13 protein-coding genes and 1 pseudogene are annotated in these 17,016 nt (G+C 73.9%); 10 read left to right on the forward strand and 4 right to left on the reverse strand.

Annotated elements, in window-relative coordinates; all coding sequences use genetic code 11:
* Nucleotides 1–7 precede the first annotated feature (7 nt).
* Genes LRS14_RS04000 through LRS14_RS04020 form a run of 5 tightly spaced genes read left to right on the forward strand, consistent with a single transcriptional unit; the run spans nucleotide 8 to nucleotide 8,249 of the window.
* Nucleotides 8–1,345: a TolC family outer membrane protein gene (locus LRS14_RS04000; protein ID WP_046111312.1), complete on the forward strand. Its 1,338-nt coding sequence runs from the start codon at nucleotides 8–10 to the stop codon at nucleotides 1,343–1,345.
* Nucleotides 1,342–3,207 carry an efflux RND transporter periplasmic adaptor subunit gene (locus LRS14_RS04005; protein ID WP_257798683.1) on the forward strand — a complete coding sequence of 622 codons (1,866 nt, stop codon included), beginning with the start codon at nucleotides 1,342–1,344 and terminating at the stop codon, nucleotides 3,205–3,207. The genes LRS14_RS04000 and LRS14_RS04005 overlap by 4 nt, the downstream gene beginning before the upstream one ends.
* The gene (locus LRS14_RS04010) at nucleotides 3,204–5,348 is read left to right on the forward strand and encodes a hypothetical protein (protein ID WP_257798685.1); all 2,145 of its coding nucleotides are present in this window, start codon (nucleotides 3,204–3,206) and stop codon (nucleotides 5,346–5,348) included. The genes LRS14_RS04005 and LRS14_RS04010 overlap by 4 nt, the downstream gene beginning before the upstream one ends.
* Nucleotides 5,341–7,371: a hypothetical protein gene (locus tag LRS14_RS04015; RefSeq protein ID WP_257798687.1), complete on the forward strand. Its 2,031-nt coding sequence runs from the start codon at nucleotides 5,341–5,343 to the stop codon at nucleotides 7,369–7,371. Before LRS14_RS04010 ends, LRS14_RS04015 begins: the two co-directional genes overlap by 8 nt.
* Nucleotides 7,368–8,249, forward strand: a complete 882-nt coding sequence (locus LRS14_RS04020) for an efflux RND transporter periplasmic adaptor subunit (RefSeq protein WP_257798688.1) — start codon at nucleotides 7,368–7,370, stop codon at nucleotides 8,247–8,249. Before LRS14_RS04015 ends, LRS14_RS04020 begins: the two co-directional genes overlap by 4 nt.
* A 12-nt stretch (nucleotides 8,250–8,261) precedes the next feature.
* On the opposite strand, the gene LRS14_RS04025 is transcribed toward LRS14_RS04020, so the two are convergent.
* The gene (locus LRS14_RS04025; RefSeq protein WP_257798690.1) at nucleotides 8,262–9,314 is read right to left on the reverse strand and encodes a GlxA family transcriptional regulator; all 1,053 of its coding nucleotides are present in this window, start codon (nucleotides 9,312–9,314) and stop codon (nucleotides 8,262–8,264) included.
* 114 nt (nucleotides 9,315–9,428) lie between these two features.
* On the opposite strand from LRS14_RS04025, the gene LRS14_RS04030 reads away from it, so the two are divergent.
* The 3 genes from LRS14_RS04030 to LRS14_RS04040 all read left to right on the forward strand — a co-directional run bounded on the left by LRS14_RS04030 (nucleotide 9,429) and on the right by LRS14_RS04040 (nucleotide 13,311).
* Entirely contained in the window at nucleotides 9,429–10,496 is a 1,068-nt protein-coding gene (locus LRS14_RS04030) for a trans-aconitate 2-methyltransferase (RefSeq protein WP_257798691.1), read from the forward strand.
* A gap of 30 nt (nucleotides 10,497–10,526) precedes the next feature.
* Entirely contained in the window at nucleotides 10,527–11,477 is a 951-nt protein-coding gene (locus tag LRS14_RS04035) for a LysR family transcriptional regulator (RefSeq protein WP_257798692.1), read from the forward strand.
* A gap of 124 nt (nucleotides 11,478–11,601) precedes the next feature.
* Nucleotides 11,602–13,311 (forward strand): DUF4153 domain-containing protein, encoded by a 1,710-nt coding sequence (locus tag LRS14_RS04040; protein WP_257798693.1) that lies wholly within the window; start codon nucleotides 11,602–11,604, stop codon nucleotides 13,309–13,311.
* 39 nt (nucleotides 13,312–13,350) lie between these two features.
* On the opposite strand, the gene LRS14_RS30565 is transcribed toward LRS14_RS04040, so the two are convergent.
* Together LRS14_RS30565 and LRS14_RS30570 are read right to left on the reverse strand one after the other, a co-directional pair.
* Nucleotides 13,351–14,100, reverse strand: a complete 750-nt coding sequence (locus LRS14_RS30565) for an alpha/beta fold hydrolase (protein WP_404977573.1) — start codon at nucleotides 14,098–14,100, stop codon at nucleotides 13,351–13,353.
* Between the two features lie 123 nt (nucleotides 14,101–14,223).
* Nucleotides 14,224–14,838, reverse strand: a pseudogene (locus LRS14_RS30570) (cysteine hydrolase family protein); the annotation flags it as partial.
* A gap of 204 nt (nucleotides 14,839–15,042) precedes the next feature.
* On the opposite strand from LRS14_RS30570, the gene LRS14_RS04055 reads away from it, so the two are divergent.
* A complete protein-coding gene (locus tag LRS14_RS04055) occupies nucleotides 15,043–15,726 on the forward strand; it encodes a response regulator transcription factor (RefSeq protein WP_052736050.1) in 684 nt (227 codons plus the stop codon).
* Here the strand turns inward: LRS14_RS04055 and LRS14_RS04060 are convergent.
* Nucleotides 15,723–16,424, reverse strand: a complete 702-nt coding sequence (locus LRS14_RS04060) for a response regulator (RefSeq protein WP_310740798.1) — start codon at nucleotides 16,422–16,424, stop codon at nucleotides 15,723–15,725. The two genes, LRS14_RS04055 and LRS14_RS04060, sit on opposite strands and share 4 nt — an antisense overlap.
* A 181-nt stretch (nucleotides 16,425–16,605) precedes the next feature.
* Here LRS14_RS04060 and LRS14_RS04065 point away from each other — a divergent pair, with 181 nt between their 5' ends.
* Entirely contained in the window at nucleotides 16,606–17,007 is a 402-nt protein-coding gene (locus LRS14_RS04065; protein ID WP_157039414.1) for a response regulator, read from the forward strand.
* Nucleotides 17,008–17,016: the final 9 nt, after the last annotated feature.

Consider the following 17,016-nt stretch of genomic DNA (forward strand, 5'->3'; position numbering starts at 1 on the left):
TCCGACGATGAAGCACGCTCCCCGCCGAATCCGGCACCTCGCCACCGCGCTGTTGCCGCTGGCGCTGCTGGCCGCCACCCTGCCCGCCGCGGCGGCCAACCTGGGCCAGATCCTGGAGCTGGCCAAGCGCCACGACGCCACCTATGCGGCCGCCCGCGAAGCGCTGCGGGCCGGCGAGGAGAAGGCCGAGCAGGGCCGCGCGCTGATGCGGCCCTCGGTGGGGCTGACCGGCAGCGTCAAGCATGTCAACGAACATGCGCTGCAGCGCGACGATCGCAGCGACTACAAGACCTCCACCGTCGCGTTGCAGCTCACCCAGCCCATCATGCGGCAGCAGAACGTGGTCTCGCGCGCCCAGGGCGAGCTGCAGGCCCGGCTGGCGGCCGAGCAGTTCCAGCAGGCCGAGCAGGACCTGTTGCTGCGCACCGCGCGGGCCTACTTCGAGGTGCTGCAGGCGCAGGACGTGCTGGCGGCCATCGGCTCGCAGCTGCAGGCCTTCGGCGAGCAGCTGGCCCAGGCCAAGCGCGGCTTCGAGCTGGGCTCGGCACCCATCACCGACGTCAACGAGGCGCAGTCGCGCCACGACCTCACCCGCGCGCAGCAGATCGCCGCGGAGAACGACCTGGCGGTCAAGCGGCGGGCGCTGCAGCGCATCATCCAGCAGGAGGTGCCTCCGCTGGCGCCGCTGGACGGCGCCGCCCGCGTGCAGGCGCCGCCGCCGGGCGAGCTGGCCGCCGACGTGGACCGCGCGCTCAACGACAGCGCGGCGGTGCGCATCGCCCGCACCAACCAGGAGATCGCCGAACGCGAGGCCGAGAAGCAGCGCTACGGCCACAACCCGACGGTGGACCTGGTGCTGGGCCTGAACGACAACCGCAACTCCGGCACGCCGGGCGCACTGGTGCGCACCGATGCCCGGCAGGCCACCATCGGCGTGGAGTTCTCGCTGCCGCTGTACCAGGGCGGCGCCATCAGCTCGCGCGAACGGGAGGCGGCAGCCAACCTGTCGCGCGCCGGCTTCGAGCTGGATGCGGCCCGCCGGCAGTCCGAGTTCGAAGCGCGGCAGGCCATGCTGGGCGCGATGTCGGGCAGCGCGCTGGTGGCGGCGCTGGAACAGGCGCTCACCTCGGGCCAGACGCAGGTGCGCTCCACCCGCCGCGGCTTCGAGCTGGGCCTGCGCGCGCGGGTGGACGTGCTCAATGCCGAGCAGCAGCTGTTCGCCACCCAGCGCGACCTGGCCGCCGCCCGCTACCAGACCCTGGTGGCGGCCCTGCAGCTCAAGGCCGCGGCCAACACGCTGGGCGAGGCCGACCTGCGCGCACTGGATGCGCTGCTGAAGGAATGACGCCAGCCCTCGATCCCGTGGCCCCGCCCTCGCCGGTAGCCGCCCTGCCCGTGCCGCCCGCGGCCGCGCCCGGCAGCGCCTGGCAGCAGCTGGCACAGGCGCGCACCGTCCACGCGCTGTGCCAGGCCTGGCTGGCCGTGCTGTGCGGCGAGCTGACGCAGGCCCAGGCCGGCGTGGTGCTGCTGGCCGATGCCGAAGGCGCCTTCGCGCCCGCCGGCGCCTGGCCGCCCGGCCGCGCGCTGAATGCCCTGTCCGACGTGGCGCGGCAGGCCATGACCAGCCGCGCGGTGGCGGTGCAGCGCGGCGAGGAAGGCGCGCTGCGCTGCGCCTATCCGCTGCTGGGCGGCGACGGCGCCCTGGTGGGCGCGGTGGTGGTCGACCTGGGCAGCGCCGCCGATGCCGCGGCCCTGGCCGCCTGCCGCCAGTGGCTGCACTGGGGCGCGGCCTGGCTGCTGGACCTGGCCAACCAGCAGGTGCTGCAGGCCCAGGCCAGGCGGCTGGAGCACACCGGCTTCGTGCTCGACCTGGTGCTGGGCACGCTGGGTGCGCCCGGCTTCCGCGAAGCCACGCTGGCGCTGGTCAACCGCGTGGCCGAGCGCCTGGCCTGCCACCAGGTGCTGCTGGCGCTGGACGACGGCCACCGGCTGCGCATCCAGGCCGTCTCCCATGCGGCCACCTTCGACGAGCGCAGCAGCCGCTTCCACCTGGCGGTGGAGGCGATGAGCGAGGCCGCCGACCAGCGCCAGCGCACCCAGCGCCCGGCGCCGGTCGCAGCCGAGGCGGCGGTGGCCGACCTGGCGCTGCGCCGCTATGCCGAGGCCACCGGCGGCGCCGCCCTGCTGGCCCAGCCGCTGGAGCAGCCCGGCCGCGTGGCCGGCGTGCTGCTGCTCGAACGCGACCAGCCCTTCCAGCCCGACGAGCTGATGCTGCTGGAAGCCCTGGGCCTGGCCCTGGCCACCACCCTGGCGCAGCGCCGCCGCGCCGACGAGGGCCTGGCCACCCATGCCCGGCGCAGCCTGCGCACGCAGGCGATGCGGCTGGTGGACAGCTCGCACCCGGGGCTCAAGCTGGCGGCCGGCGCCAGCGCACTGCTGCTGCTGGTGCTGGCCCTGGTGCCGGCGCCCTTCCGCATCGCCGCCCCGGCCACGGTGGAAGGCACGGTGCAGCGTGCCGCGGTGGCGCCCTTCGACGGCTTCGTGCGCGAGGCACCCGGCCGCGCCGGCGACAGCGTGCGCGCCGGCCAGGTGCTGGCGGTGCTGGAAGACCAGGAGCTGCGGCTGGAGCGGGTGCGCTACGAGGCCGAGCTGGAACTGGCCCAGCGCAAGGAGAGCGAGGCCATGTCCGCCGGCAAGCGGGTGGAGCAGCGGCTGGCCGCCGCCCAGGCCAACCAGGCCCGGGCCCAGCTGGGCCTGGTGATGGAGAAGCTGGCGCGCGTGGCCATCACCGCGCCGGTGGACGGCGTGGTGGTCAAGGGCGACCTGTCGCAGCAGCTGGGCTCGCCGGTGCAGCAGGGCCAGGTGCTGTTCGAGGTGGCCGCCGGCGGCGGCTGGCGCGTGGTGCTGAAGGTGGACGAGCGCGACGTCGCCCATGTGCAGCCGGGGCAGGCCGGGGAGCTGGTGCTGTCCAGCCTGCCGGACCGCGCCTGGCCCTTCCGCGTGCAGCGCGTCACGCCGGTGAGCGTGGCCGAGGAAGGCCGCAACACCTTCCGCGTGGAAGCCGCGCTGGGCGACGACGCCCCGGCGCTCAGCCCCAACATGCAGGGCGTGGCCAAGGTGTCGGTGGGCCGCGCCGGCCTGCTGTGGGTGTGGACGCGGCCTGTGCTGGACTGGCTGCGCCTGGCCTGGTGGAAGGCCCTGCCATGACCTCGCTGCTGTCGAGCAACTGGTATCGCATCCAGCACCTGCGTCCGCGGCTGCGCGGCCATGCTCAGGTGCACCGCCATGTCTACCGCGGCCAGGTCTGGTACGTGGTGGAGGACCGCGCCAGCGGCCGCTACCACCGCTTCAATCCGGCGGCCTACCGCGTCATCGCGCTGCTGGACGGCCGCCGCGACCTGGGCACCGTGTGGCAGCTGGTGGCCGCCGACCCGCGAGAGGACACGCCGGGCCAGGACGAGATCGCCACCCTGCTGGGCCAGCTGCATGCGGCCGACCTGGTGCAGGCCGACGTCACGCCGGAGGTGGCCGAGCTGTTCGAGCGATGGGGCAAGGAGCGCAAGCGCAAGTGGATGGGCCGGCTGGGCAACCCGATGTCGCTCAAGCTGCCGCTGCTGGACCCCGACCGCCACGTGGCCGCCCTGGTGCGTGCCGCGCCGTGGCTGTGGGGCCGGGCCGGCGCGCTGCTCTGGCTGGCGGTGGTGCTGCCGGCGCTGGCGCTGGTGCCGGGGCAGTGGCAGGCCCTCACCGGCAACTGGCAGGAACGGCTGCTGTCCGCCGACAGCCTGCTGGTGATGGCGCTGGTGTTCCCGCTGGTCAAGCTGGTGCATGAGCTGGGCCATGCGCTGGCCTGCCGCATGCGCGGCGGCGAGGTGCATGAGCTGGGCCTGATGCTGATGCTGTTCTATCCCGTGCCCTACGTGGACGCCTCCGCCGCCTCCGGCTTCGCCGGCAAGTGGCAGCGCATGCTGGTGGGCGCGGCCGGCATGGGCGCCGAGCTGTTCGTCGCGGCGCTGGCCTTCTACGCCTGGCTGGCGCTGGAGCCGGGTTTCGCCCGCTCGGTGGCCTACGGCGTGTGCGTGCTGGGCAGCGTCACCACGCTGATGTTCAACGCCAATCCGCTGCTGCGCTACGACGGCTACTACATCCTGGCCGACTGGCTGGAGATCCCCAACCTGGCCAGCCGGGCCAACCGCTACTGGCGCCACCTGGCCGAACGCCACCTGCTGCGCCTGCCGCAGCCCGAGCCGGTGCATGCCACGCCCGGCGAGCGCCGCTGGTTCGCCGCCTATGCGCCGCTGGCCTACGTCTACCGGCTCTTCATCACCTTCGGCATCGCCTTCTTCGTGGCCACGCAGTACCTGCTGGTGGGCACGCTGCTGGCGCTGTGGGCGGTGGCCTCGGGCGTGCTGTGGCCGCTGGTCAAGATGCTCAAGGCGCTGTTCACCGAGCCGCGCTACGCCGCCCACGGCGCCCGCGTGCGCGGCGTGCTGGCCACCGGCGCGGCGCTGGCGGCGCTGCTGCTGTTCGTCGTGCCGCTGCCCTACCACACCGCCACCGAGGGCGTGCTGTGGGTGCCCGAGCGCGCCATCGTACGGGCCGGCGGCGCCGGCTTCGTCAGCCGGGTGGCGGCCCGCAGCGGCCAGGCGGTGCAGCCCGGCACGCCGGTGCTGGAGGCCTACGACCCGCAGCTGGCCGCGCGCCGCGCCGCGCAGGAGGCCCGGCTGGAAGAGGTGCAGGGCCAGCTGGACGCGGCCTGGGGCAGCTCGCCCGCCCAGGCGCAGCAGATCGAGGAACAGCTGCGCCGCGAGCAGGCTTCGCTGGCCGAACTGGACGACCAGCTGCTGCGCCTGACCGCCCGCGCCGGCGCCGCCGGCGAGCTGGTGATCAGCCAGGAATCCGGCCTGCCCGGCCGCTGGCTCAAGCGCGGCGAGGTGGTGGGCTGGCTGCGCACCGGCGAGGCGCCGCTGGTGCGGCTGGTGGTGACGCAGGCCCAGGTGGACACGGTGCGCCGCTCCACCCGGGCCATCGAGGTGCGCATGCCGCAGGAGCCCGGCCGCAGCTGGCCGGCCACGCTCACGCAGGTGACGCCCGCGGCCGCCCAGCAGCTGCCCAGCCCGGTGCTGGGCCGCCAGGGCGGCGGCGAAATCGCGCTGGATCCACGCGACACCAAGGGCACGCAGGCGCTGGAATCGCTGTTCGAGTTCGAGCTGCAGCTGCCGCGCGGGATGCCGCACGGCTTCCTCGGCAGCCGGGTGCATGTGCGCTTCGAGCATGCGCCGGAGCCGGTGGGGCTGCGCTGGGGTCGCGAGCTGCGGCGGCTGTTCCTGAGCATCAGCCATGGCTAGGACGCTGCTGCTGGACGTGCCCGACCTGGCGCCCGGCGCCTGGCCCGAGCGGCGCGACCGCCCCGCCAAGGCGCTGGACGCGCTGGCCCGCGTGGCCTGGAGCGCACTGCGCACCCGGCTGCAGCCGCCGCTGGCCGGGCTGCGCCGCATCGCCGGGCGCACCATGGCGCTGCGCGAGGCGATGCGGGCGCTGGACGACGAGGCCTTGCGCGCCCGGCTGGCCCGCGTGGCGCCGGCCGCCGCACGCGACCTGCAGCCCGGCGACCTGGCCGCCGCGCTGGCCGCGGTGCGCGAAGGCGCCTGGCGCGCGCTGGGCAAGGAGCCCTTCGACACCCAGCTGATGGGTGCGGCCGGGCTGCTGTCGGGCCGGCTGGTGGAAATGCGCACCGGCGAGGGCAAGACCCTCACCGCCGGCCTGGCCGCCTGCCTGGCCGGGGCCGCCGGCCTGCCGGTGCATGTGATCACCGTCAACGACTACCTGGCCGAGCGCGACGCCGAGGAGATGCAGGGCCTGTTCGACTTCTTCCACCTGCGCTGCGGCGTGGTGGTGCACGACCGCAGCCCGCAGCAGAAGGTGGCGGCCTATGCCTGCGAGATCACCTACTGCACCGGCAAGGACCTGGTGTTCGACTACCTGCGCGACCGCGTCAGCGCCGGCGGCGGCGCCACCCGGGCGCAGTTGGCCACGCGGGCGCTGGCCGGCCAGGGCGGCAGCCGGCTGATGCAGCGCGGCCTGCATTTCGCCATCGTCGACGAGGCCGACAGCGTGCTGATCGACGAGGCGAAGACGCCGCTCATCCTGGCCGAGAAAGGCGACCCGCTGGCCGAGCCGCAGGCCTTCCACGATGCGCTGGCGGTGGCCGACACCCTGGCCGCCGGCACCGATTTCCACCTGGACGGCGTGCGGCGCGAGCTGCGCCTGCTGCCGCCGGGCAAGGAGCGGCTGCGCAAGGCGGCCGCCGGCCGCGCCGGCCTCTGGGCCTCGGCCCGCGGCCGCGAGCACTTCGTCACCCAGGCCCTGCGGGCACGCCACCTGTTCCTGCGCGACCAGCAGTACCTGGTGGCCGAGGACGGCAGCGTGCAGATCATCGACGAGTACACCGGCCGCGTGCTGGCCGGCCGCACCTGGGAGCAGGGCCTGCACCAGATGATCGAGGCCAAGGAAGGCAGCGCCATCTCCAGCGACAACCGCACGCTGGCGCGCATCACCTACCAGCGCTTCTTCTGCCGCTACCTGCGGCTGGGCGGCATGACCGGCACCGCGCGCGAGATGAGCGCCGAGGCCCGCCGCACCTACGGCCTGGAGACGGTGACCATCCCGCCCCACCGCACGCCGCGCCGCGTGGCCGAGCGCCTGGTGCTGTGCCAGGACGAGGCCGCCAAGTGGCAGGCCGTGGTGCAGGCGGTGCGGCACTGGCAGCAGGCCGGGCGGCCGGTGCTGGTGGGCACGCGCTCGCTGGAGGCGTCCGAGGCGCTGAGCGCGGTGCTGGCGGCGGCCGGCATCGAGCACCAGGTGCTCAATGCCCGGCAGGACCAGGCCGAGGCCGACATCATCGGCCAGGCCGGCCAGGCCGGCACCGTGACCGTCGCCACCAACATGGCCGGGCGCGGCACCGACATCCGCCTGGGCCCCGGCGTGGACACCGCCGGCGGCCTGGGCGTGGTGCTCACCGAGTTCCATGAATCCGCCCGCATCGACCGCCAGCTCATCGGCCGCTGCGCCCGCCAGGGCGACGCCGGCGGCACCGCCACCGTGGTGGCCGCCGACGATGCGCTGTTCGGCACCCATGCACTGGCGCGGCGCCTGGTGCGCTGGGCCGGGCACGGCCGCCCGGTGGCCGTGCTGCAGGCACCCGGCGTGGCCACCACCCTGGCGCACCGGCGCGATGCCGCCCTGCTGGACCTGGCCCGCCGCCTGGCCCAGGGCGCCTCCGAGCGGCGCCATGCACGCACCCGGCGCGACAACCTCAAGCAGGACCGCGCCCTCGACACCCAACTGGCCTTTGCCGGCAACCAGATATGAACCGAACCGCACCCTTCTTCCGCCGCCCCCGCCTGGGGTCTTCCCTCGCCCTGCGCCTGGCGGGGCCGCTGTGCCTGGCCGCCGCCGCCGGCGCCGCCTGGCCGGCGCCGCAGGACGGCCCGCCGCCCGCCGCCGGCCATGCCTGCCTGATGGAGCCATTCCAGAAGATCGAGCTGCGCAGCCCGGTGGAAGCCACCATCGCCGCGGTGCATGTGGACCGCGGCGCCTGGGTGAAGAAAGGCCAGGTGCTGGTGGACCTGGACAGCGCCGCCGAACGCGCCGCGCTGGAGGCCGCGCGCTACCGCGCGGTGATGGAAGGGCCGGTGCGCACCGCGCAGAGCCGGCTGGAGGCGGCGCGGGAGAAGTTCGCCCGCCGCGACGAGATGAGCAAGGAGCACTTCATCGCCCGCCAGGACCGCGACGATGCCCGCACCGACGTGCGCGTGGCCGAGGCCGCGCTGGTGGAAGCCGACGAGAACCGCCGGCTGGCCGTGCTGGAGCAGCGCAAGCTGGCCGAGCTGGTGGAGCAGCGCAAGCTGCGTGCGCCCTTCAACGGCGTGGTGACCGAGCGGCTGCAGCAGGTGGGCGAGCTGGCGCAGACCGGCGAAGGCGCGCGGCCCATCCTGCGGCTGGCGCAGACCCATCCGCTGCGGGTGGAGGTGGTGCTGCCGGTGGCCATGCTGGGCAGGGTGAAGACCGGCATGCGCGGCGAGGTGTCGCTGGAGGCGCCGCTGTCGGGCCGCCATGCGGCGCTGGTGACCGTGGTCGACCGCGTGGTCGATTCGGCCAGCGGCACCTTCGGCGTGCGGCTGGAGCTGCCCAATCCGAACGGCGAGCTGCCGGCCGGCGTCAAGTGCCGGGTGCGTTTCGAAGGCTGAGGCAGCGGCGGGCTACGGCCGCGCGAAGTCGGGGATGCGGAAGCGCTTGCGGTAGGCGCCCGGCGCCAGGCCGGTGGTGCGCTTGAACAGGCGGCGGAAGAAGGCGGCGTCCTCGTAGCCCACGCGCCAGCCGATCTCGTCCACCGGATCGTCGGTGCGCTCCAGCCGCCGCTTGGCCTCCTCGATGCGCAGCCGCTGCACGTAGGCGATGGGCGCCAGGCCGGTGGCCGCGGTGAAGCGGCGCTTGAAGGTGCGCTCGGCCAGCCGGGATCGCTTGATCATCTCCTCCACCGGGCTGGCCACCGAGAAGTGGCCGCCCAGCCAGCGCTGCGCCGCCTCGATCTCGGCATCGCCGTGGTCGGCCCGGCCTTCGAAGGTGATGTAGGGCGCCAGGCCGTCCTGGTGCCACTGCAGCGCGAACAGGCGGGCCAGCGCCTGCGCGTCGGTGGCGCCGGCAAAGCGCGCCACCAGGTACAGCGCCATGTCGTGCCAGGTGGTGGAGGCGCCGGAGCTGACCAGGTCCTCCCGCGGGCCGGAGATCACCAGCACCTTCTCCGGATGGATGCGCACCGCCGGATGCGCCGCGGCGAAGGGCTTCGCATAGGCGAAGTGCACCGTGGCATCGCGGCCGTCCCACAGGCCCGTCTCCGCCAGCAGGAAGATGCCCGAGCAGGCCGAGCACAGCACCGCGCCGCGCTCGTGCATGCGGCGCAGCCAGTCCACCAGCCGCGGATGGCGGCCGGCCTGCCAGCCGGCGCCGCGCACCAGCAGCGAAGGCACGATGACGATGTCGGTGGAGGCCACCGTGTCGATGGCCCGCTGCACCGGCACCGGCACGCCGCTGGCGATGTCCAGCGCGCCGGCCGCCTCGCCCACGATCTCCACCTGGAACGGCGCGCGCGCCGGCGTGTCGGCCAGTCCCATCAGCGCATGCGCATTCATCACGTCGTACAGCCCGGCCAGCGTGGCGAAGCCGGCCTCGGGCAGCGCCACCAGCGACACATGGCGCGCAGCGGCGGGTGCATCGGCGGTGGATGCGGCGGACGGATGGGCGGATCGGGGCATCGGCGGGCCGGCAGTTGGCACGAACGGACCGATCTTGGGCGATTTCGGCTCTGCCGGGAATGGTGGCGCCTCGCGACGATGGGCGCCTGTTCAAACTCAACCACAGGAACATCCATGGACACGTCCACCATCGACATGGCCCGGGTCGAGGCCTTCACGATGCGCGCCATCGGCGACGCCACCGCCGGCTACACCGGCGTGCTGGTCAGCCTGGGCCACAAGCTCGGCCTGTACAAGGCCATGGCCGGCGCCGGGCCGCTCAGCGCCAGGGAGGTCGCCCGCCGCGCGGGCTGCGCCGAGCGCTATGTGCGCGAATGGCTGAATGCCCAGGCCGCCGGCGGCTACCTGGCCTACCACGCCACCAGCGACACCTACGAGCTCTCGCCCGAACATGCGCTGGTGCTGGCCGACGAGGACAGCCCGGTCTTCATCCCGCCGGCCTGGGAGGTGCCGGCCGCCATGTGGTTCGACGAGCCCAAGGCGCTGGAGGCCTTCCGCACCGGCCGCGGCGTGGCCTGGGGCGAGCACGATGCCCGCATGGCCTGCGGCATCGCGGCCTTCTACCGCAACGGCTACCGCGCCAGCCTGGTGGCGCAGTGGCTGCCGGCGCTGGACGGCGTGGTGGCGCAGCTGGAGGCCGGCATCGCGGTGGCCGACATCGGCTGCGGCCACGGCCATGCCACGCTGCTGATGGCCGAGGCCTTCCCGCGATCGCGCTTCCACGGCTTCGACACCCATGCGGCCTCGCTGGAGGCGGCCCGGCAGGCGGCGGCGGCGGCCGGCCTGGCGGACCGCACCTTCTTCGCGCAGGCGCGTGCCGACGACTACCTCGACCAGCGCTACGGCCTCATCTGCTTCTTCGACACGCTGCACGACCTGGGTGACCCGGTGGCCGCGGCCCGGCATGCGGCGCGCACGCTGGCGCCGGGCGGCACGGTGCTGCTGGTGGAGCCCTTCGCGCACGACCGGGTGGAGGACAACCTCACGCCGGTGGGCCAGCTGTACTACAGCGGCTCCTCGCTGATCTGCTGCGCCCATGCCATCGCCGAAGGCGGCCAGCTGGTGCTGGGGGCGCAGGCCGGGCCGCAGCGGCTGGAGCAGGTGTTCCGCAAGGCCGGCTTCAGCCACTTCCGCCCAGCGGCGCAGACGCCGTTCAACCTCGTCTTCGAGATCCGGCGCTGAAGCCAGCGCAGGCGCTGGGAGGACCGCACCATGGACCAGCTGCGTGCGATGCGCACCTTCGTCGAGGTGGCCGAGCGCGGCGCCTTCGCCGCCGCGGCGCGGGCGCTGGACCTGGATCCCTCGGCGGTCACCCGGCAGGTGGCCGAGCTGGAGGGCCTGCTGGGCGCGCGGCTGCTGGTGCGCAGCACCCGGCGCGTGGCCCTCACGCCCATCGGCCAGGCCTACCTGCAGCGGGTGCGCACCATCCTGCGGGAGGTGGACGAGGCCGCCGCGCTGGCATCCCACGGACAGCACGCCCTCCAGGGCTGCGTGCGCCTGATCGCGCCGGCGCTCTTCGCCAGCCGGCAGCTGATGCCGCGGCTGGCGCGGCTGCAGGCCCGGCACCCGGGCCTGGCGGTGGCGCTGGAAACCGGCCCGGTGGCCACTGCATGCGAGGACCATGACATCAGCATCGTGGTGCAGGCCGGGCCGCTGGACGGCCGCTTCGTCGCCCACCGGCTGGCCGGCGCCGGCCTGCTGCTGTGCGCCAGCCCGGGCTACCTGCAGCGCCATGGCCGGCCGCTGCATCCCGGCGAGCTGGCCCGCCATCCGCTGCTGCTGGCCGAGCTGCCGCGCCGGCCACGCGGCCTGCGGCTCAGCCATGCCAGCGGCGCGGCGGTCGAGGTGCCGGCGGCAGCGGCGCCGCTGCACACCTCGCAGCCGGCGCTGTGCCATGCCGGCGCGCTGGCGGGCCTGGGCATCGCGGCGTTGCCCAGCTTCGCGGTGCAGGAGGAGCTGTCGCAGGGCCGGCTCGAGCAAGTCGTGCCCGACTGGCGCCTGCCCGGGCTGGCGGTGCATGCCTGCCTGCCCAGCCGCCGCCAGGTGCCGGCCGTGGTGCGGGCGATGCTCGACTTCCTGCGCGCCGAATTCCCCGGCGGCACGCACGACGCGTGGTCCATCGGCACTGCCACCGCGCTGCCCACGATGCGGCTGGCGGCATGAAGGCCGGCCGGCGCGCATGGGCGGCACCGGGGGCCTCCACAATCGCGCCCCCGAGGCCACCCGACCGATGCGCCCATCCGCGTCCCGGTACCCCATGCACCAAGCTCCTCCGCCGGATGCCGCCGTGCCGGCATGGCCCCCCTCCGCCGCGCTGCTGGCCCACGGCAGCGTCGGGCTGGCCGCCGGCGCGGCCCTGTGGCTGCTCGCCGACGGCTGGCGCGCTCTGCCGGCGTGGGCGGGCTTCGCCGGGCTGTACGCCATCGTCGCGGCCGCCGGGTCATGGATCCTGTGGCAGGGCGCCTTCTGCACCGCGCTGCGCCGCGCCATGGCGGCGCTGGCGATGGGCGCAGCCTTCGCGGGGCTCGGCGCCCACGCGGGCCATGGCGGCGCGACGGGCTTCGGCGTACCGCTGGCGCATGCGGTGGCGGCGTTGGTGCTGGGCTTCGTGGTGATCGGCCTGGTGGCCGGCTTCGACGCCCGCCGCAGGCGGTTCGACTACGAGGCCCTGTTCGATGCGGCCTGGCGCAATGCCCTGGTGCTGCCGCTGGCCGCCGGCTTGAGCGGCGTGCTGTGGGTGCTGCTGTGGGCCGCCGCCTGGCTGATGGACAGCATCGGCGTTCCGGCCCCCGGCAGGCTGCTGCTGCAGTCGTCGTCCATCGCGCTGATCACCGGCAGCGCCTTCGGGCTGGGCTCCGGCCTGGTGCTGGCACGGGCCGCGGCGTTGGTCACGCTGCGTCGCTTCCTGCTGTCCTTGCTCACCTGGTTCCTGCCGCTCACGCTGCTGTTCGCCGCCGGCTGGCTGGCCATGCTGGCCGCCACCGGCGTGGAGCCGCTGTTCGCCACCCGGAAGGCGGCGCTGTACCTGCTGTGGTTCATCCTGCTGGCGGTGGTGTTCGGCAATGCGGCCTTCCAGAGCGGGCGCGAGCCGCCGCCCTACCCCGCACCGCTGGCCCGGCTGCTGAGCCTGGCCTGGCTCACGATGCCGCCGATGGCCGCGCTGGCCTGCTGGGCCCTGGGCCTGCGCATCGCCCAGCACGGCTGGACCGACGACCGCATCTGGGCGGCGGTGGTGGCCGGCCTGCTCACGCTGCATGCCGTGCTCTATGCCGCTTCGTCGCTGGCACGCGGTGGTGGCTGGATGCGGGCCATCGCGCCGGCCAACATCGCCGTCGCCCTGCTCAAGGTGATGCTGCTCGTGGCGCTGATCAGCTCGCTGGCCGATGCACGCCGGCTGGGTGTGCAGGCGCAGGTCCAGCGGCTGCTGCAGGGCGTGGTGACGCCCGACGACTTCGACTGGAGCCACCTGGCGCGCGATCCGGCCTATGGCCGGCCGGCACTGGCCGCGCTGGCGGCGCACCAGGGCCCGGGCCCGGCGGATGCACGCATCGCGTCGCTGGCGCAGCGGACGCTGGCCGAAGGCGACCAGCCGGGACCGAAGCAGGCGGCGCAGCCGCTGCGGGCCCTGGCGCTGGCCACGGTGCTGCCCCGCGGCGCGGTCCTCGACGAGGACATGCGGGCCTGGCTGGCCCGGCAGGCCGACTGGGAGGTGTCCGCCTGCCTGGCCACGCCCGCGAACTGCCTGCTGTGGCTGCGCGACTTCGACGGCGACGGCGCCCGGGACCTGGGCCTCGTCTTCTCGCGCAGCGGCTACCAGTCGTTCACCATCTTCGCCCGCACGCCGGCCGGCTGGGCACGGCAAGCCGGCACCTCGCACGATGTGCGCTCGCTCACTGCGTGGCGCGAAGCCATCGAGCGCGGCACGGTGACGCCGGTGCCGCCCCGCTGGCCCGACCTGATGATCGACGGCGAGCGGGTTCCGCTGCGCGAGCGCTGACGGCGGGTGCCCCGGCCCGCACCGCGGGGCGGTGCAGGCTCAGCGCAGGAAGCGCAGCACATCGTCGGCAAACTCCTGTGCATGCTGGAACAGGAAGCCGTGGCCCGCGTCGGGGAACAGCTTCAGCCAGCCGCGGGGCAGTTCCTGCGCCATGGCATAGGAGGCATAGGTCGGCGCCATGATGTCGTGGCGCCCGTTGGCCACCAGCACCGGATGGCCGATCTCCTTCAGCCGGGGCAGCAGCGACGTGGCGGCCTCGCGCACGCCCATCGCGGACTTCAGCTGCGCCTGCCAAGCCTGCGCATCCACCTGATGGCTGAAGGCATCGGCGCGGCCGGCCAGCCGGGCCAGGTAGTCGCGGCCGGCCTGCTGGCTGGCGGGGCTGGGCTCGAAGAACAGGTAGAGGAAGTCCTCGTCCGTGTTCACCGGCTTGGTGGCCACCGACCACACCTCCTGGCCCGCCGGCTGGTTGGAAGGCAGGTCTCCCGGCACGTGGCCGGGCGCCGAACCGGCGACGACCGCACGGCGCACGGCCCGCGGATGGTCCAGCAGCAGCTGCAGCGCCACGCTGCCGCCCATGGAGAAGCCGAAGGCATCGAACTGCGCGATGCCCAGCGCCCCGGCCAGGGCCACCACGTTGGCGGCAAAGCCGGACAGGTGATCGGGCGGGGTGCCGACGGAGCGGGCGAAGCCGGGCTGGTCGAACAGGATCACGCGCCGCTCAGCCGCGATGCGGTCGACCAGCAGCGGGTCCCAGTGGTCCATCGTGCCGCGGAAGCGGTTGATCATCACCAGCGGCGTGCCATGGCGCGGGCCGAGGTCCCGGTAGGCGATGGTGGCGCCGCTCACCTCCACGAAGCGCGTTTCGGCGGACAGCGTCCGGCTCGCCGTCCCGGCCGTCGCCAGCGACAGCGCGCGCTGGTGGGACGAGAACACGTCGTCGCGTTCGAGGTCGCGGCCGCTCGCCAGGGCCTGCGACCATTCGTCGGTGCTGACCACGGCCGCGTAGCTGGACTGCAGCACCACGCAGGCTACCGAATGGATCTGCTCGGCGCTGGCCTGCCCCGCCTTGTTGGCATAGGACAGCGAGCCCGCGGCATCGGCGAGGAACTCCACCTGGTAGCCCTCGTGCAGGGCCTGGCGGATGGTGGACTCGTCGCACTGGTGCGTCATGTAGCCGCAGATCGCCAGCGTGTTGATCTCGCGGCGGTCCAGCCATTCGCGAAGGTCGGTGCCTGCGAAGACGCTGGGCAGGCATTTGCGGACCAGGTGCGCATGCGGACGGCTTGCGATCGACGGATGCAGGTCCGCGCCCGGCGTGCCCTCGGCGAAGATGGGCGCGGTGGGCGGCAGCAGGTGCTGCACCACCACGATTGGCACGCCGTGCCGCTCGGCCACGTCCATCGCCCTGTGGATGTTGGCGAGCGACTGCTCGACCGCCGGATGCTCGATGCGGAACCGGCCATCGATGTATTCGTTCTGCACGTCGATGACGACGAGGGCCCGACGGGTGCTGGCAAGGCTCATGGTGCCTCCTGCTGGATGTGGAGCCGCCAGCGTAGTGAGCGGGCCGGGCGCCGGCCTCGCCGTTTGGGGCAGCCTGGCGCTACGACTTCTGACATAGGCCTGACGGGCGCATGTCATATGCCATCCCGTCTGTGGTCGGTTTCACCGTCGTGCGTGCCCGCATGGACATCATGCGCTGCATCGGTCCACCCGCCGGAGCGCTGCATGAACGACACCGCGACACCCGCCCGCCTCAGAGTCCGCATCCAGCATGCCGAACCGCTGGTGGAGCTGGGGTTGCTCACTGCCTTCAAGCCGCACGAGGACCTGGAGGCCTGGCTGGCCGCCGAGGGCGCGCCAGCGGACGACGGCAGGCCGCCGGACGTGCTGGTCACCGACCTGCCGACGGCGCTGGACCGGCCCGCCTCGTGCCGCCAGGCACGCGTGCTGGTCGTCACCCACCGCGACCGCGAGCAGGACGTGAAGACGGCGCTCAGCCAGGGCGTGCATGGCTACCTGCTGCTGGGCTGCCCGCTGCAGGAGGTGGTGCAGGGCGTGCGGGCCCTGGCCCGCGGCGAGCGTTACCTCGCCGCGCCCATCGCGCGCCGCATGGCCGAGTGCCTGGCCCATGAGCCGCTGACGCCGCGCGAGGTGGAAGTGCTGCGCCGGCTGACCAGCGGCTGCAGCAACAAGGTGATCGCCAACGAGCTGACCATCGCCGTGGGCACGGTCAAGGTCCACGTCAAGGCCATCATGTCCAAGCTGGAGGCCGATTGCCGCACCCATGCGGCCAGCATCGCGGTGCAGCGCGGACTGTGCGACCACGGCGGCCCGCAGCGCAGGGGCCTGCCGTCCCGCCGCTGGCCGTCCGCTGCCGGCCTGGCCCCGGCGCACGGCATGAGCCGCTAGCCGCGCACCACCTCCACGTCGCTGTCGAAGCGGTAGCCCACGCCGCGCTCGGTGACGATCAGCCGCGCGGCCTGCGGGCTGGCCTGCAGCTTGCGGCGCAGGCGGCCCACCTGCACGTCGATCGTGCGGTCGAACACCTCCGCGTTGTGCAGGCGGGAGAGCTCCAGCAGCTGCTCCCGGCTGAGCACCCGCCGCGGCGTGGAAAGGAAGGCCACCAGCAGGTTGTATTCGCTGTTGCGCAGCGTGACCGCCTGGCCGTCCGGCGCGGTCAGCTTGCGCAGCCGCAGGTTGAGGTCCCAGCCCGCGAAGCGGTAGGCCCGCACATGCATCACGGTATCGGCCACGGTGGCATGCATGCGCGCCCGCCGCAGCAGGGCACGGATGCGCGCCAGCAGCTCGCGCGGCGAGAACGGCTTGGTCAGGTAGTCGTCGGCGCCCAGCTCCAGGCCCATCACGCGGTCGGCCTCGTCATGGATGCCGGTGAGGATGATGATCGGCACCTTGGAGCCGGCCCGCAGCATGCGCGCCAGTTCCAGCCCGTCCTCGCCGGGCAGCCGCAGGTCCAGCAGCACCAGTGCGGGCGCCTCGCGCGCGGGCAGCGCCATCAGCTCGCGTCCGCTGGCGAAGGCGCTCACCCGGAAGCCGTGGTCGCCCAGGTAGTGGCTGATGAGCTGGCGGATGGAGGGATCGTCGTCCACTGCCACCACGTGGGGGCGTTTGCGACGGAACGTTCACCGGAGACTTCCAACATGGCGGCAGGTATTCAACAGCGATTCACGGCAGCCCGGCAGGCAATGTAAGCCAGCGGGCATGACAGATGACATGTGCAGATGACGGATCGACACGCGGCCGGCCGGCCCGCGGCATCCAATGGGTCCGTTGCCCTGGTTGCCCCGCATCCCCAAGCCTGTGCCTGCCGGCCTTCGAATCGCCCTGCTCGACCCCGATGACCTCATGCGTGCGCTGGCGCGGCAGTGGTTGCGTGAAGCGGGTTTCCGCGTCGTCGATGGCAGTGCGCTGTCGCAGCCGCGGCGGCCGGTGGCCCTGGTGATCCTGGACTGCGCCAATCCCCGGCAGGCCGAGCCGGCGCTGCGGCTGCTGCAGGCCGAGCGCCCGGTGCCGGTGCTGCTGATGTCCGCCCGCCTGCGCCCTGGCCAGCAGCATTCCACCGCGCTGGCGGCGCAGCTGGGCGTGCGTGGCGTGCTGCCCAAGCCCTTCACGCGGGAAGCATTGCTGGCCGCGGTGCAGCGGGCCCTGGCCACCGGCACGACGGGTGACTGACGCATGGGC

Origin of the sequence: Aquincola sp. J276, from assembly GCF_024700035.1 — a bacterium.
In the GTDB taxonomy this organism is placed as follows: Bacteria; Pseudomonadota; Gammaproteobacteria; order Burkholderiales; family Burkholderiaceae_C; genus Aquincola; species Aquincola tertiaricarbonis.